This window comes from Chryseobacterium sp. JJR-5R (assembly GCF_034047335.1).
GTDB lineage: Bacteria > Bacteroidota > Bacteroidia > Flavobacteriales > Weeksellaceae > Chryseobacterium.
In genome coordinates, this window is sequence record NZ_CP139137.1 from 160,908 (window position 1) to 176,956 (window position 16,049).

Sequence of the window (16,049 nt, forward strand, 5' to 3'; positions counted from 1 at the left end):
GTCTGTGTTAAAATAAGTACAATTGAAAGAACAAAATATCTCAATATGAAAATAGAAATCAAGACTTTGATTGAAAAAATTACACTAGAATTTGACAACGAAGAATATTTCAGAAAAATCCATTCTGAAATAACGGAAGCCCTATTGGATGATCTCAATGTCAGAGGTGTGTTTTACGAAAAAGACGGTTGCGGCATTATGCTGCCGGCTTTGTTATTAAAAAATAGTATTATCTCGATACAAAAAAATGCGGATTCTTCTCCGTTGTTTTCTTAAAAGCAAAGCCCCTTAATCGGGGCTTTTTCATTTTTCTTTTTTTTCTTCAGGTTAAAATAAAGTATCCTGTACCTTCTCCGGTTCTAAATTCACATATTCCAGATCCGGCGAATAGTTCGGAAACTGAAATTCTTCAATCGGCTCCTGATCCAGAAATGCCCTGCCCATCTTTGCGTCAAGGGTGATGATCATCCGGTTGTGGACTTCCGCCTGTACCGGGTTCGGCAATGTGGTTACCAGGCCGAAGCCCAGGCTGCCGTCATCATATTCATCAAAATACCCGGCAATATAAAACTGCATTTTATCCTTCCAGAACATTTCATGCTTTACCTTTGTTGGGGTTTTTCTCCCCTGTACAGGTACGGTCTTGTGTTCAAAATAAGAAGAGGCCGGGATCAGGCACCGGTTTTTTTCAATTTTACGGTAGAAAGTGTGGGTATTTTCAGATTTCAGGTTCTTTCCTTTAGTCGGAGCATCCGGATTCTCTTTTGCACCCCAGAAGGTATTCATGAGGACAATCCCGTTATGGTTGACGATTGCTGGAATGGCTGGAGCTGTCTGCTTGGTAAATGCATTGATGCTGCCTTTCAATTCAAACTCCTTTTCTTCGTATCCTTCTGCATTAAGGTCTTCCGCTGCTTTTTTCAGGCTGACTTTTTTATTATTGAAATTGTAGCACATATGATTTTTAGGGGAAAATTATACAAAATTTATGCAAAACAGAGGATTCAGAAACGATCAACCATTGCACACCACAAAAAAAGACCTACATTTCTGTAAGTCTTTTCTGCTCCTCCTGCTGGGCTCGAACCAGCGACCCTCTGATTAACAGTCAGATGCTCTAACCAACTGAGCTAAGGAGGAAGGTCCTTCGTTTTAAGTAGTGCAAATATAATATGAATATTAATATCATGCAAATTTTATTTTATAAATAAGCAGATTTTTCCTGTGTTGGTGGGCTTCTTAACGCTATCCGACTATTTTTCAATCAATTAAAATAAACCGGTAATTAAAAATTATTTTAATCCTCAACATAAAAAAAGACTTACGTTTCTGTAAGTCTTTTCTGCTCCTCCTGCTGGGCTCGAACCAGCGACCCTCTGATTAACAGTCAGATGCTCTAACCAACTGAGCTAAGGAGGAAGGTCCTTTGTTTTTTAAGTGGTGCAAATATAGGACGGATATTTAAACCACGCAAATTTTTTGCTGATAATTTTTATTTTTTTAAAACTTATCGGTAACAATCTTGAAAATGTCATTTCCGAAAATCAGTAGCATCAGTCCCAACAGGAAGATAACCCCGATCATCTGTGCATTTTCCAATACTTTTTGAGGAACCGGTTTTCCGACAATCATTTCATACAAAGTGAAAATAACATGACCGCCGTCCAATCCCGGGATCGGAATTAAATTTAAAAAAGCCAACCATATGGAGAACATTGCAGTGAAGCTCCAGAATGCAGCCCAATTGATAGAAACATCACCGTTTGCATCTCTGTCAACCGGCATGTTCTTCACAATGGCTATCGGTCCGCCGACATTTTTATATCCCTGTATTTTTGAGTTGAACATGATTTTAAACTGCTTTACCTGCATGGTTAAAGCTTCAATAGTCCTTACGAAACCTCTCGGGATCGCCTCACCGAAAGAATATTTTTTATCAGTAACAACGCCGGCAATGCTTTTCTGGTCAACAGCGATTCCTAATTTACCGTTTTTATCCACAGGGGCCGCAACGGTCTGGGGCTGTCCGTTCCTCAGTACATCAATCTGTACCGTTTTTCCTTTGTTTTCATTTAAAACAACACCTACCTCATCAAAGAACGGGGTTTGTTTTCCGTTGACAGCAAGTACCTTGTCGCCTTTTGCCAGTCCGGATGATTTGGCTGCCGGCGTTACCAGAGAGTCAACCGTCATGGTGAATCTCGGGGTAATGTACATTTTGGCCTCTTTTTGCTTCAGAACGTCGGCTACTCCGTCTTTCTCAATTGGGAAAGTTACCTCTTTGCCGTTTCTGAGTACCGTTACGTTATCACCCAGTAAAATATTAATGGATGCATTTTCCAGCCGCTCAGCGGGCTTCCCATCGATGCTGATGATTTTGTCACCGCTCTGGAATCCCATTTTTCTGCCGGCATCCGTTACCCCGATGCCATTATTGAATTTGGTAAGGTCAGTATAGGTTTCCCCGTTAAAAAAGGAAAGTGAGCTGTAGATCAGCCACGCAAGGAAAAAATTAACCGTTACGCCTCCCAGCATGATAATCAGCCTCTGCCAGGCCGGTTTGGCCCGGAATTCCCATGGCTGTGCGGGCTGCTTCAACTGTTCGGTATCCATGCTTTCATCCACCATTCCGGCGATTTTTACATATCCTCCGAAGGGAAGCCATCCGATACCGTATTCGGTTTCACCGATTTTTTTCTTGGCAAGAGAAAACCAGGGATCGAAGAAAAGATAGAATTTTTCAACTTTGGTCTTAAAGTATTTTGCCGGTAAGAAATGCCCCAGCTCATGAAGAATTACTAAGATAGAAATGCTCAATATAAATTGAAACAGTTTGATTGCTATTTCCATTAATGCTTTTTATGTTTAATTTGCAAAGGTAACAATTATCAAAAGGATGCCAAATAAAAAGCTTCCCGTTTCAGGAAGCTTTGTCATATAATGTAATGATTTGTTATAAATTGATGGAAACCCCGAGGCTGCCATTGTTGCCGACTTCTGCAAATACCCCGATTCTGTCAGTAAAAAAGTACCGTGCACCGATGTGGGCACCAAGCCCAAAGTCGCTTCCTACAACCCCGATATCGATTCCCGGATAAATATCCAGTTTTTCAGGCAGCTGCAAAGTTTCTTTCAGGTGGAAATTCAGCCTTCCGAAAACAAAAACACGGTTATCATTGTCATTATCTTTGTAATTGCCAAAATAGGCATTCAGCCCGGCACCTACAGAGATCAGGTTATTCAGCCCGTAGTCATAGGTTCCCGTAATTCCTGTTCCGTAACCCCACGCACTTATTCCTGCATTGATTTTCTGATCTCCTTTTCCTGTCCATGCCTGCGCATCTGCAGCTGTGCCTGCAAAGATCAGCATCACGATAAAAAACAGTTTCTTCATAAATTATACTTTTCAGATGATATTCAATGAATATTTGCAGCAAAAATAAAACCGTACTCATTGAAAAAGCGTATTTTTAAAGAAGTTTTTAATAAAGTTATGAAGATTACAGGACTGAATTCGGATATCATCTGGAAAGATAAAGCGGCCAACTTTCAATTCATAGAAAAAGAACTGCAGAATAAAGAAGCGGATCTCTTTCTTCTGCCGGAAATGTTTTCGACCGGTTTCTGTATGGATGCTTCGGAAGTCTCGGACAGGAATCAGGAATCCCTTGGGTTTTTAAAGAAGATGTCCCTTGAGAAAAATGCGGCTTTCTGCGGAAGTGCACCGGTGGAAGAAAACGGGAAGTTTTTCAACAGGATGTATTTCGTGCAGCCGGATTCCCGGGTTGATTTTTATGACAAGCGCCATTTGTTTTCTTTCTCCGGAGAAGATAAAGTGTATTCCAAAGGAAAAGAAAGGGTAATCGTCAGCTATAAAGGTTTCAGGCTTCTGCTACAGGTATGTTATGACCTCCGGTTTCCTGTTTTTGCGAGAAATAATGATGATTATGATGCCATTCTGTATGTGGCCAACTGGCCGGAGAAAAGAGTAGGAGCCTGGGAGCATTTATTAAAAGCCAGGGCAATTGAGAACCTGTCTTATGTGTTTGGTCTAAACAGGATAGGCACTGACGGGAATGACCTTTTTTATCAGGAAAGTTCACACTGCTTTTTTGCGGATGGCAAAGAAATTTCTGAAAAAAGCGGAAATATCGTTACTGCAGAATTAAATAGCGAAGAATTAAGGGATTTCAGAAGCCACTTCCAGTTCCTGAATGACCGTGATGATTTTGAAATTTCAGGTTTGAAGTAAGTTGAACATTAATTCCCTCACAACTTATGAAGATCTTCACAGATTTCAATTTTCGCGAAAATCTGCGACAATCAATTTATCTTTTTTTAATTAAGCTAAATATATTGTTCTAAAATCTGCGTCAACCGGTTCACATCATGCACGCCGCTTTCTTTATATAACAGTTCTCCTTTTTTGAACACGGCTAAGGTAGGAACTCCGCGTACTCCGTACTGGGAAGCTATAGCGGGATACTGGTCAACATCCACCTTAATGATTCTTGCTTTGTCGCCCACATTTTCCTTTACGGTATTGAGAACCGAAGACTGTACTTTGCACGGCTGGCACCACGTTGCAAAGAAATCGATCAGTACCGGCCTTTCGGAGTCAATGATTTCCTGGAATTTCTGTGACATAATTTTAGGTTGGTTTAAATTAATATTTCTTAGTAAGGTCCTGCCGGCATTTCCCTGTATTTTTTTCATCCCGGATGGCTTCAACATTCCTCCATGTTATTCCGTTATATGCTTCAATAACCTTTTTTATTAAGAATTTCCATAGACTGGCCTTCCTGAATCTTACAGTGTTTTGGACTGGCATACAAAATCAGAAGTAGGAAATTTTTCCGCTTTTTTAATACCGCCGAAACCACCTTCAATTTCAGTAAAGTTTCTGATGCCATGGGAGTTAAGGATGCTGGCGGCAATCATGCTTCTGTAACCTCCTGCACAGTGTAAAAAGAAATGCTCGGAATCGTCAATGGTTTTCACCCACTCGCTGATCATATCCAGGGGCTTATTATAAGCATTGTCCACATGTTCGGCAGAATACTCTGATATTTTACGGACATCGATCACTTTTGAGTGTTCCGTGAACTGCTCTGCAAATTCTGCCGGAGAGATTCTTTTCACCTCATCCGTTTCCCTGCCGCCGTTTTTCCAGGCTGCAAAGCCTCCTTTCAGGTATCCCAATACATGATCAAAACCTACACGGCTCAGTCTTGTAATAACTTCCTCTTCTGTTCCTTCATCTGCTACCAACAGCAAAGGATGTTTTACATCAACAATTAAAGTGCCTACCCAAGGGGCAAAATCACCTTTCAGGCCTATATTTATAGAATTCGGGATGAATCCTTTGCAAAATTCAGCCGCGCTTCTTGTATCCAGAATCAACGCTCCCGTTTCTTCGGCATATGCTTCAAAATCATCAGCCGCAATTTCGGTCAGCCCTTTATCCATGACAGTATCAAGGCTCTCGTAGCCGTTTTTGTTCATGGCCACATTCATTCCGAAATATTTAGGCGGTGCCGTAAGTCCGTCAAGAACTTCTTTGACAAAAGATTCTTTGTCCGGCTGATTCAAAGCGTAATTTGTTTTTTTCTGATTGCCTAAAATATCAACGGTTTCTTTCTGCATGTTTTTTCCGCAGGCCGAACCTGCACCATGGGCAGGATATACTGTAATGCTGTCGTCCAGAGGCATGATTTTCGTCTGCAGGCTGTCGTATAAAATTCCGGCAAGGTCTTCCTGCGTAAGGCTGGTCGCTTTCTGGGCAAGATCCGGCCTTCCTACATCTCCCAAAAATAAGGTGTCGCCGGTAAAGATTGCGGTTTCCGTACCGGACTCATCAATCAGCAGGTACGTGGTACTTTCCATCGTATGTCCCGGCGTATGAAGTGCTTTTATTTTTACATTCCCGATTTCAAAAACCTGACTGTCTTCTGCGATAATCGCTTCAAATTCAGGCTGTGCCGTAGGCCCGTATACAATAGGTGCCCCTGTTTTCCTGCTCAGATCCAGGTGTCCTGAGACAAAATCTGCATGGAAATGGGTTTCAAAAATATATTTTAAAGCGACATTATCTTTTTCCAGACGATCCAGATAAGGTTTTATTTCTCTTAAAGGATCAATGATCGCAGCTTCATTTTCAGATACGATGTAGTACGCACCCTGAGCCAGACATCCGGTATATATTTGTTCGACTTTCATTATATAGTGTAACAGTTTTAATATTATTGATGTACAAAAATCGTGTTTTATTTTTTAAATCATATTAAAATTAAGAAATCTGTATTGATAGAATACATCTATAAAGTTTTACGCACTTTGATTTCTATCGTTAACGTTCAATATTTCAAAATTTTATTCCTGGCATAAGATTATTACAGCGTATCCGGACCTGAAATTAATCATATTTGAATTCCTGTTCATAAATCTCCTGAAAAAATTTATATTTATAAGTTAAAAAGAAAAAATGGCAGACAAAATACAGTTTATTAAAGAACTCAACGCGAAATACACTCCGAAAGGAGACCATATTATACTAGGAAAAGCGATGCTGGACGGTGAAGTGGTTACTGAAGTGAATGTTGCGGTTCCGCTGAAGACCATTAACCGCCACGGTCTTATTGCCGGGGCAACAGGAACGGGCAAAACAAAAACCCTGCAGGTTTTTGCAGAGCAGCTTTCCCATCAGGGAATCCCTTCTCTGGTATTGGACATTAAAGGTGACTTTTCGGGAATTGCAGAAGCAGGAACCGAAAATCCGGCCATTAAAGAACGGTATGCAAAAACACAGCTTCCTTACAATCCACAGGCGTTTCCGGTAGAACTGATGACGATTTCCGGGGAAAGAGGCGTGAAGCTGAGAGCCACGGTTACAGAATTCGGTCCGGTTTTATTAAGTAAAATCCTGCAATTAAACGAGACACAGCAAAGCATCATGTCTATTGTTTTTAAATATTGTGATGATAAAGGGCTGCCTCTGATTGATCTGAACGACCTGAAAAAAGTATTGCAGTATGTTACGGAGAACGCGCAGGGAAAAGCTGAGCTTTCGTCAGACTACGGTTCTATTTCCCCGGCATCTTTAGGTGCGATCCTGCGATCGATAGTTGCTCTGGAGCAGCAGGGTGCTTCAGGTTTCTTCGGGGAGTTAAGCTTTGATGTCCATGACCTGCTTCAGACCAGGGACGGAAAAGGGGTGGTGAATATTTTGCGGGTGGCGGATATCCAGAGTAAGCCGCAGCTGTTCTCCACCTTCATGCTCTCTCTCTTTGCGGAAATTTATATGACTTTTCCTGAAGAGGGCGACAGCGGAAAGCCTAAGCTGGTTCTGTTTATTGATGAAGCTCATCTTATTTTTGATGAATCTTCCAAAGCGCTGGTCTCTCAGATTGAAACCATGGTAAAGCTGATCCGTTCAAAAGGAGTGGGGATCTACTTCATCACGCAAATTCCGGGTGATGTTCCGGAAGCGGTACTGTCCCAACTGGGATTAAAGATTCAGCATGCCCTTAGAGGGTTTACGGCAAAGGATAAAAAAGAAATCTCCAAGGCGGTGGAAAACTATCCGGAAACGGAATTTTATAATGCCTCCACGTTGATCCAGAACCTGGGAATCGGGGAGGCATTTATTACGGCGCTGGATGAAAAAGGAATCCCGACACCGCTGGTCCATACCTACCTGATTTCACCCGAATCCAGAATGGATGTGCTGAATGACGCTGAAATAACTGAGCTTACAGGCAGGTCAGCCTTGGTTGCCAAGTACGAAAAACCGGAAAACAACGAATCAGCTTATGAGATCCTGGTTAAAAGAATGGAACAGGCGGTTCAGAAGGCTGCTCCGGGACAGAAAACAAAACCGGTAAAAGAAGAGCCCGGAATGTTTGAGCAGATTCTGCAAAGCAAGGCAGGAAGGACTTTCACCGGTACCCTGATGCGTGAAGGTGCCAAAGCGATCCTCGGAATGCTTGGACTGGGAGGAAGAAAGAGATAATTGTAGAATTTTTGTTATTTTAGCAGGATGCCTTTACCGGAGATTAAATGATTCAGTAGTCAGGGTTTTATTCTTTTGCTGTTCTATAGGGGTCAGCACTGCCTGGTAATCAATACTGCAGGAGCTATGGCATAAGTTGTGTTATTAAATTATTGTTATCCGGACCTTTTTCCGGTGGCCGTATTAAGATTAATCAAATGAAATTTGTACAGATTTAAATGTATTCAATTATCGATATAGAAAGCAATGGTGCAGGTTATAGGAAAGAATGCATTATAGATATTGCCATTTACAGGTATGACGGGCAGAAAATTGTAGACCAGTTTATTTCCCTGGTTAATCCTGAAAGCGATATTACGCCCTTCGTGCAGAAACTCACGAATATTACCCCCAAAATGGTCAGGACGGCCCCGAAATTTCATGAAATAGCCAAAAGAGTGATTGAAATTACGGCCAATACCACTTTGGTAGGCCACAATATCGATTTTGATTACAGGATGCTGCGCCAGTCTTTTCAAAGGCTGGGTTATGATTATAAGATCAATACATTGGATACCATTCCGCTGGCAAAAAAACTGATTCCGGATGAGGCAAGCTATTCCCTCGGTAAACTTGTGAAATCCCTCGGAATCCCGCTTACCAACCACCACCGGGCAGACGGTGATGCAAGAGCGACTCTGGAGCTGTTCAAGCTGCTGATCTTAAAAGATACCCAAAACGAGATCATCCAGGAGCATCATGAAGAATCCAATGCCAAGACTTATATCAACAAGATCAAAGTGCTTACGCAGGATCTTCCCAACGAAAAGGGGTTTGTCTATTTCCAGGATGAATCCGGGAGAATTATTTTTTCGGATCATGTTCAGGACATCAATAAATTCTCAAAAAAAATATTTAATTCCAAGTCCAAAAGATGGGAAGCTGTTCAGGAAGACACAGAACAGATCAATTATGAGCTTACCGGAACCGATATTATTGCCAAGCTGATTTTAAATTCAAAAGGAATCAGAAAGAGGGAAATTCTTCCGTTCGGGCTGTATTACAGAAATTCAAAGTATATCGTAGAAAAGAACAAACTGAACAAAGATGAAAAGCCGATCCTGAAGTTCAAATCTTTCACACAGGGTTCAAAGGCCGTCCAGTTTATCAGTAAACTGGAAGAATACAATGAGGTGGAAGCTTTTAAAAATAAAATCAATTTCAAAAAGAAAAACGGGCTCTGGCTGGGGACGGGAAGGAAGCTGGGAGAAAAACTATTTTTAATTGTTGAAAACGGTAAAGTGGTTTCTTATGGATTTTATGAGCTTTTTACACAGATTCAGACCTTAAGCAAACTTTCCAAACTTAAAATCGACCTGCTGTTCCAGTCATCCGATCTTAATAATGATTTACAGCTTGCCCTCATCCGAGGCGATTTTGAGACATTGCCGCTGCCTAAATAAGCGAGTAGGATATAATTATACTGATCTCAGGAAATATAAATCCTCTTATACGTCCTTATTTGATAAGGCTTAAAATTGCAAAAGATCATAATGGCTTGTTGCCTCTGTTCAAGGACATCTTAAGCTTCTTTACCCTGAAGTCAACAATACCGGTCGGTTAATTGTCATATTATTGATATAAAAAACTATCTGTATCCTGAATAAAGTTTTTTATTCTGTGAAAGGGTAAATTATAAGGATAATCTTCTACCGGTTTGGTTTCAAAATATAATCAATTTGTTACTACATTTGTATTTCCTTAAATAAAAAAGAAGTTTAATCCCATTACTTATGAATTCACAAGATTTATTACAGATTGCCAATGAGTTTGGCACACCGGTGTATGTGTATGACGCTGAATCTATTAAGACGCAATATGAAAAACTCACCTCTTCTTTTTTAAAACATACAAAGTTCTTCTATGCTGCGAAGGCACTTACGAATATCAATATCTTAAAGTATATCAAAAACCTGGGTGCTTCATTAGACTGTGTCTCTATCAATGAAGTAAAATTAGGACTGAAAGCAGGATTTACCAAGGAAAAAATACTCTTTACCCCCAACTGTGTAGACCTGGCTGAAATTGAACAGGCCATGACCCTGGGTGTGCATATTAATATTGACAATATTTCTATTCTTGAACAGTTCGGGAACAAATACGGAAATATATACCCGATTTTAGTAAGGATCAATCCGCATATCTTTGCCGGCGGAAACTACAAGATTTCCACAGGCCATATCGACAGTAAATTCGGTATTTCCATTCATCAGGTCCGCCATATCGAAAGAGTGATGAAAAGCACCAACCTGAACGTGGAAGGCCTTCACATGCATACGGGAAGCGAGATCAAGGATCCGGATGTGTTCCTGCAGGCCCTGGATATTATGCTTGAACTTTCCGAACATTTCCCGAACCTGAAATACCTGGATATGGGAAGCGGTTTCAAAATTCCCTATCAGGACAGTGAAGAAGAAACAGATGTAAAAACGTTAGGTAAAAAAGTAGAAAAAGTGATTTCCGAATTTTCAAAATCAACAGGGAAAAAATTTGAACTGTGGTTTGAGCCGGGAAAATTCCTTGTAGGGAAAAGCGGATACCTTCTGGTAAAAGCCAATGTCATCAAACAGACGACAGCAACGGTTTTCGTAGGGGTAAACTCGGGTTTTAACCACCTGATCCGTCCGATGTTCTATGATTCTTACCATCAGATCAATAATTTATCAAACCCGAAAGGCGCAGAAAGAATTTATACCGTAGTCGGGAATATCTGTGAAACCGATACGTTTGCATGGGACCGGAAACTGAACGAAGTGAGGGAAGGCGATATTTTAGTTTTCCATAATGCAGGGGCCTACGGTTTTGAAATGAGCTCTAACTTCAATTCCAGATTGAAGCCGGCAGAAGTCCTTTTCCTGGACGGCAAAGCCCACCTGATCCGTAAAAGGGATGAATTTGAAGATCTGCTGAGAAATCAGATTGAAATATTGTAGATTTTTGGAACAAAAAAGTTTAATTGTCTATTGACGGCAGGAATAATTAATATTTAAAATACAAAAGGCTTTGCAAAATGATATTGCAAAGCTTTTTTAATTAAAATTTAAGGTATTATTATGCTTTGAAACGGGATAATGGCATAATCTTTACAGCTTTAAGACTTTATTCTAAACCAAATCAAAATATCAATTATGGCGAAAAATATAGCAGAGCAAATTGTAGAAATGCTCGAGAATGCAAACGTGAAAAGAATTTATGCAGTAACCGGAGACAGCCTCAACCACCTCAATATGGCAGTGAAAAAAAGCAGTATTGAGTGGATTCATGTACGGCATGAAGAGGTCGGAGCATTTGCTGCAGCGGCTGAGGCGGAACTTGACGGGTTTGCGGTATGTGCCGGAAGTTGCGGACCGGGGCACATTCACCTGATTAACGGTGTTTATGAAGCCCACCGCTCACACCTTCCGATGCTGGTCATTGCTTCTACTATTCCAAGTGAAGAAATGGGAACGGATTATTTTCAGGAAACCAATACCATAAAGTTATTTGATGACTGCAGCCATTATAACCAGATGATTACCAGGCCGGAACAGGTGCAGAGGATCATGCAGACGGCTATCCAGCATGCAATTTCCAAAAAAGGCGTGTCTGTCATCGGGCTTCCCGGGGATGTTTCCGAGCTGGATGCAGAAGAAGCGGTGACTTCCAATACAATTTTTAAAACAAATCCGGTCATTCGTCCTTCTGATGAAGAACTGAGAAGCCTGGCTGATCTTATTAATAGAAGCGAAAAAGTCACCCTCTACTGCGGAATAGGCGCTGAAAAGGCAGGTCCTGAAGTGATACAGCTGTCAAAATATTTAAAGGCACCGGTAGGATATTCCTTCCGTGGGAAAATGGCCATTCAGCCGAATAATCCCAATGAAGTCGGGTTAACAGGCTTGCTGGGCCTTCCTTCTGCTTACCACGCAATGCATGAAGCCGATTTACTCGTTCTTTTAGGAACTGATTTTCCATATCAGAAATTCATGCCCGTAAAAAATAAAATCGTTCAGATTGATGAAAGTCCCGAAAGGCTGGGAAGAAGGGCAAAGCTGGAAATTGGGCTTACCGGCGATGTAAAAGAGACCATAAAAGCCCTGCTGCCTCTGTTGGATGAGAAAAAAGATGTCAATTTCCTGAACCAGCAGCTGGAGTTTTATGAAAAAGTAAAAGAAGACCAGATGATCTATGTAAAAGATCCCGGGACTGAAGATGCCATCCAGCCGGAATTTGTAACCCATACTTTGGATAAATTGGCAAAACAGGATGCCATTTTTACTGTTGATACCGGGATGTGCTGCGTTTGGGGAGCAAGGTATGTTACCGGAACGGGCGAACGTAAAATGCTGGGCTCATTCAATCACGGATCCATGGCCAATGCAATGCCGATGGCAATAGGTGCGGCCCTGGCCCATCCGCAAAAGCAGGTGATCGCCATGTGCGGGGATGGAGGCTTATCTATGCTGTTGGGAGATATGGCAACCATTTTCCAGTATAAACTTCCTGTAAAGCTTATTGTATTCAACAACAGGTCATTGGGAATGGTAAAGCTGGAAATGGAAGTAGCCGGAATGCCGGACAATGAAACGGATATGGTAAATCCTGATTTTGCCATGCTTGCCCAGGTTATGGGCTATCCCGGAAAGAATGTCTCCAAGCCTGAAGAAGTTGAAAATGCCATTAGGGAATGTCTCGATCATGACGGTCCGTACCTTTTAAATATCTTTACCAACCGGAATGCCCTGGCTTTACCTCCGAAAGTGGAACTTGAACAGGTGCTGGGAATGACCAAGGCAATGACCCAGCTGATGCTCGGCGGTAAAATGGAAGAAGCACTGGATACGGTAAAAAGTAACTATAAACATATTAAAGATATTCTGTAATGACTGACTCCCTGAAGAGACTGTATATTATTGCCTGGGTTTTCGGGCTGATTTTTTATTTCCTGGATTATGTAATCAGGTCTGCACCTGCAGTAATGATTCCTGAACTGGTCAATAATTTCAATACCACCGAACTGAAGCTGATCAATATGGTCGGGACCTATTATTACACCTATTCTACCTGCAGTCTTATTGCCGGGATTGCACTGGATAAGTTCGGCGGCAAAAGGTCTCTTTTTATCGGAACGCTGATTTTGGGAATTGGATGTCTCTTATTTTTGCTTTCAAGTCAGGTTGCGGGAATAACCGGAAGGTTATTACAGGGTGCAGGCTGTGCATTTGCTTTTCCCGGCTGTGTCTATCTGGCGAGTAAAGGTTTTTCTTCCAAATCCCTTGCAACCGCAATCGGTTTTACCCAATGCATCGGAATGCTGGGCGGTACTGCCGGTCAGTTTATTGTAGGGCCGTGGGTAGAACAGGGTATCAATATCAATTCCTTCTGGCTTTGGTCCGGGATCGCGACTGTTATTACAGCATTTTGCCTGTTTTTTGTTATTCCAAAGGAAAAAAGGGAAGAAAAATCTGTTGAAACAGAATCGAAACCTGTCGGCTATTTTGAGCCGTACAAAATCGTATTTAAAAATCCGCAGTCATGGCTGTGCGGAATTGTATCAGGATTACTGTTTGCTCCTACTACCATCTTTGCAATGACCTGGGCAGTTGCTTTTTTTCAGAAAGACAAGCAGTTCTCTTTCTCTGAAGCAGCCATTACCAGTGCGATGGTCGCATTCGGTTGGGTATTCGGGTGTCCGCTTTTAGGATTTATAACTGATAAGATCGGAAGACGGAAGCCAGTTCTTGTGGGTGGGGCGCTTCTCATGATCCTGAGCCTGCTTCAGCTGGTATTCCTGCCGGAATTATATCCTGCAAAAATAAGCATGTTCATACTCGGTCTCGGGTCCGGTGCTGCCATGATTCCTTATTCGGTTATCAAAGAAGCAAATCCTGATTTCGTGAAAGGAAGTGCGACAGGAGCCATTAACTTTATCACGTTTGGGGTAACTACTCTGTTAAGTCCTGTTTTCAGCAGATGGTTCGGGAAAAGCCTGGGAACGGCACCCGGTACAGAACATTTTCAGAGTTCCGTCTTATTCTGGATCGTCGGGATCATTCTGGCTATCCTGATTTCACTGCTGCTTAAGGAAACAGGGCGTAAAAATTCTGAGCTTCCTGTAAGAGCTTAAAATTTCGTACATCATAATAAAAAACTTCGCTGTACAGCGAAGTTTTTTATTATGATGATGTCTGTTAGCTGTCATAGAATAACAGGATATGATGAAAATAGCAGCAATGCTTATAAGTTTCCTGGAGATAAATTTTGCTTTTGCCCATTCTGATCTTAGATGAAAGGAATGGCTGTCTTATTGCATAAAATAACAAGAATATTTTAAAAAGAGATATCAGAACCCTTATTTCAGACAGCCGTTAAAAACGGTAATCATGGTAATTTTTGGATCACGGAATTAGGAGCATCGCAAATTATTTTCCGAATTTAATTAAAAAATCCTCCTGCCATTCTGTCACAATATTTTGTATCTTTGCAAATTAATTCAAAAGTTTGAAGTTTTAAAATTTAATGTCGGGAACTTTGGGCTTTTATCGTTTGGAACTTAAACAGAGACTATCGTGCAGGAAAAATATATAGACGAAACAAAACAGGGTGAAGCTTTTGCAATTGCGGAGCGGGACGGCAATTCCAAGAAATTATTCTTAGAAAGCTACGGCTGCCAGATGAACTTTTCGGATTCCGAAATTGTAGCTTCTATTCTTAATGAACAGGGGTACAACACAACACTTAAGATAGAAGAAGCGGACCTTATTCTGCTGAATACCTGTTCTATCCGTGAAAAAGCGGAGCAGACCGTAAGAATGCGCCTTTCCCAGTTCAAAAACCTGAAGAAAGAAAGACCGCATATGACGGTCGGCGTCCTCGGGTGCATGGCCGAAAGGCTGAAAACCAAGTTCCTGGAAGAAGAGCAGCTGGTTGATTTAGTAGTCGGCCCGGATGCATACCGGGATTTGCCTAACCTTCTAAAAGAAACAGAAGACGGAAGGGATGCGATCAATGTGATTCTTTCGAAAGAAGAAACCTATGCAGATATCAACCCGGTCCGTCTGGGAGGGAACGGCGTAACTGCTTACGTAACCATTACAAGGGGCTGTGATAATATGTGTACGTTCTGCGTGGTTCCGTTTACAAGAGGCCGAGAAAGGAGCCGGGATCCACACTCGATTTTAGAAGAATGCAAAGATCTTGGGCGCAACGGATACAAGGAAATTACCCTTTTGGGACAGAATGTAGACTCGTACCTCTGGTATGGAGGCGGGCCGAAAAAAGATTTTGCCAAAGCCTCGGAAATGCAGCAGGCAACCGCTGTAAATTTTGCCCAGCTGCTTGATCAGGTGGCTAAAGCAGTACCTGAAATGAGAATCAGGTTCTCCACTTCCAACCCTCAGGATATGAGCCTGGATGTATTCAGAATGATTGCAAAACATGATAACATCTGCAAATATGTTCATTTACCGGTTCAGAGCGGAAGCAATAAGATGCTGGAAGCCATGAACAGGCAGCATACCCGTGAAGAATACCTCGACCTCATCAGAAAAGCCAAAGAAATTGTTCCGGACATTGCATTTTCCCAGGATATGATTATCGGATTCTGCAGCGAAACGGAAGAAGACCATCAGGATACCCTAAGCTTAATGAGAGAAGTGGAATATGACTACGGTTATATGTTTGCCTACTCGGAAAGGCCGGGAACCCCTGCCCATAAAAAAATGGAAGACAATATTCCGGCTGACGTAAAACAGAGACGCCTGGCGGAAGTCATTGCATTACAGGGTGACTTGTCAAGAAACCGTATGAAATCATATGTGGGAAAAACCCATCAGGTTCTGATTGAAGGAATTTCCAAAAAGAATAAAAATCAGTGGAAAGGCAGGAACTCCCAGAATGCAGTCTGTGTATTTGATATGCTGGAAGGCCAGAAAATTGGTGACATTGTGAACGTTTTTGTATTTGATAATACGCAGGGCACACTTTTAGGGGAAACCGTTTCAAAATAAGCTGGCCTTAA

Annotated in this window: 13 protein-coding genes and 2 tRNA genes; 8 read left to right on the plus strand and 7 right to left on the minus strand. The window is 41.6% G+C overall.

Translation table 11 applies throughout. The annotated features are described in order from the left end of the window. The first annotated feature begins 45 nt into the window (after positions 1–45). Positions 46–276, plus strand: coding sequence for a hypothetical protein (locus tag SD427_RS00775; RefSeq protein WP_320559433.1), 231 nt, complete (start codon positions 46–48; stop codon positions 274–276). 51 nt (positions 277–327) lie between these two features. Here the strand turns inward: SD427_RS00775 and SD427_RS00780 are convergent, their stop codons facing one another. The 5 genes from SD427_RS00780 to SD427_RS00800 form a co-directional block, all read right to left on the minus strand. After that, positions 328–957, minus strand: a complete 630-nt coding sequence (locus SD427_RS00780; protein ID WP_320559434.1) for an SOS response-associated peptidase family protein — start codon at positions 955–957, stop codon at positions 328–330. Between the two features lie 109 nt (positions 958–1,066). Next, positions 1,067–1,140: transfer RNA gene (locus SD427_RS00785), tRNA-Asn, on the minus strand. 205 nt (positions 1,141–1,345) lie between these two features. Next, positions 1,346–1,419 (minus strand) — tRNA-Asn (locus SD427_RS00790). 81 nt (positions 1,420–1,500) lie between these two features. Beyond that, positions 1,501–2,850 (minus strand): RIP metalloprotease RseP, encoded by a 1,350-nt coding sequence (rseP, locus tag SD427_RS00795; RefSeq protein ID WP_320559435.1) that lies wholly within the window; start codon positions 2,848–2,850, stop codon positions 1,501–1,503. A gap of 103 nt (positions 2,851–2,953) precedes the next feature. Then, positions 2,954–3,394 (minus strand): DUF6646 family protein, encoded by a 441-nt coding sequence (locus SD427_RS00800; protein WP_320559436.1) that lies wholly within the window; start codon positions 3,392–3,394, stop codon positions 2,954–2,956. A gap of 99 nt (positions 3,395–3,493) precedes the next feature. Here SD427_RS00800 and SD427_RS00805 point away from each other — a divergent pair, with 99 nt between their 5' ends. Further along, on the plus strand, positions 3,494–4,252 hold the full coding sequence (locus SD427_RS00805) for a nitrilase-related carbon-nitrogen hydrolase (protein WP_320561066.1): 759 nt from the start codon (positions 3,494–3,496) through the stop codon (positions 4,250–4,252). A 95-nt stretch (positions 4,253–4,347) separates the two neighbouring features. On the opposite strand, the gene trxA is transcribed toward SD427_RS00805, so the two are convergent. Both trxA and SD427_RS00815 read right to left on the minus strand, forming a co-directional pair. Further along, on the minus strand, positions 4,348–4,647 hold the full coding sequence (trxA, locus tag SD427_RS00810) for a thioredoxin (protein ID WP_320559437.1): 300 nt from the start codon (positions 4,645–4,647) through the stop codon (positions 4,348–4,350). Positions 4,648–4,809: 162 nt separating this feature from the next. Then, positions 4,810–6,219 carry an MBL fold metallo-hydrolase gene (locus SD427_RS00815; RefSeq protein ID WP_320559438.1) on the minus strand — a complete coding sequence of 470 codons (1,410 nt, stop codon included), beginning with the start codon at positions 6,217–6,219 and terminating at the stop codon, positions 4,810–4,812. Between the two features lie 265 nt (positions 6,220–6,484). On the opposite strand from SD427_RS00815, the gene SD427_RS00820 reads away from it, so the two are divergent. The 6 genes from SD427_RS00820 (at position 6,485) to miaB (ending at position 16,038) form a co-directional block, all read left to right on the plus strand. Next, positions 6,485–8,011 (plus strand): helicase HerA-like domain-containing protein, encoded by a 1,527-nt coding sequence (locus tag SD427_RS00820; RefSeq protein WP_320559439.1) that lies wholly within the window; start codon positions 6,485–6,487, stop codon positions 8,009–8,011. A 218-nt stretch (positions 8,012–8,229) separates the two neighbouring features. Then, positions 8,230–9,453: a 3'-5' exonuclease gene (locus SD427_RS00825; RefSeq protein ID WP_320559440.1), complete on the plus strand. Its 1,224-nt coding sequence runs from the start codon at positions 8,230–8,232 to the stop codon at positions 9,451–9,453. A gap of 330 nt (positions 9,454–9,783) precedes the next feature. After that, positions 9,784–10,983 (plus strand): diaminopimelate decarboxylase, encoded by a 1,200-nt coding sequence (lysA, locus tag SD427_RS00830; RefSeq protein ID WP_320559441.1) that lies wholly within the window; start codon positions 9,784–9,786, stop codon positions 10,981–10,983. A gap of 195 nt (positions 10,984–11,178) precedes the next feature. Beyond that, positions 11,179–12,912: a thiamine pyrophosphate-dependent enzyme gene (locus SD427_RS00835; RefSeq protein WP_320559442.1), complete on the plus strand. Its 1,734-nt coding sequence runs from the start codon at positions 11,179–11,181 to the stop codon at positions 12,910–12,912. Then, entirely contained in the window at positions 12,912–14,156 is a 1,245-nt protein-coding gene (locus tag SD427_RS00840) for an MFS transporter (RefSeq protein ID WP_320559443.1), read from the plus strand. The genes SD427_RS00835 and SD427_RS00840 overlap by 1 nt, the downstream gene beginning before the upstream one ends. Before the next feature lie 442 nt (positions 14,157–14,598). Then, a complete protein-coding gene (gene miaB / locus SD427_RS00845) occupies positions 14,599–16,038 on the plus strand; it encodes a tRNA (N6-isopentenyl adenosine(37)-C2)-methylthiotransferase MiaB (protein ID WP_320559444.1) in 1,440 nt (479 codons plus the stop codon). Positions 16,039–16,049: the final 11 nt, after the last annotated feature.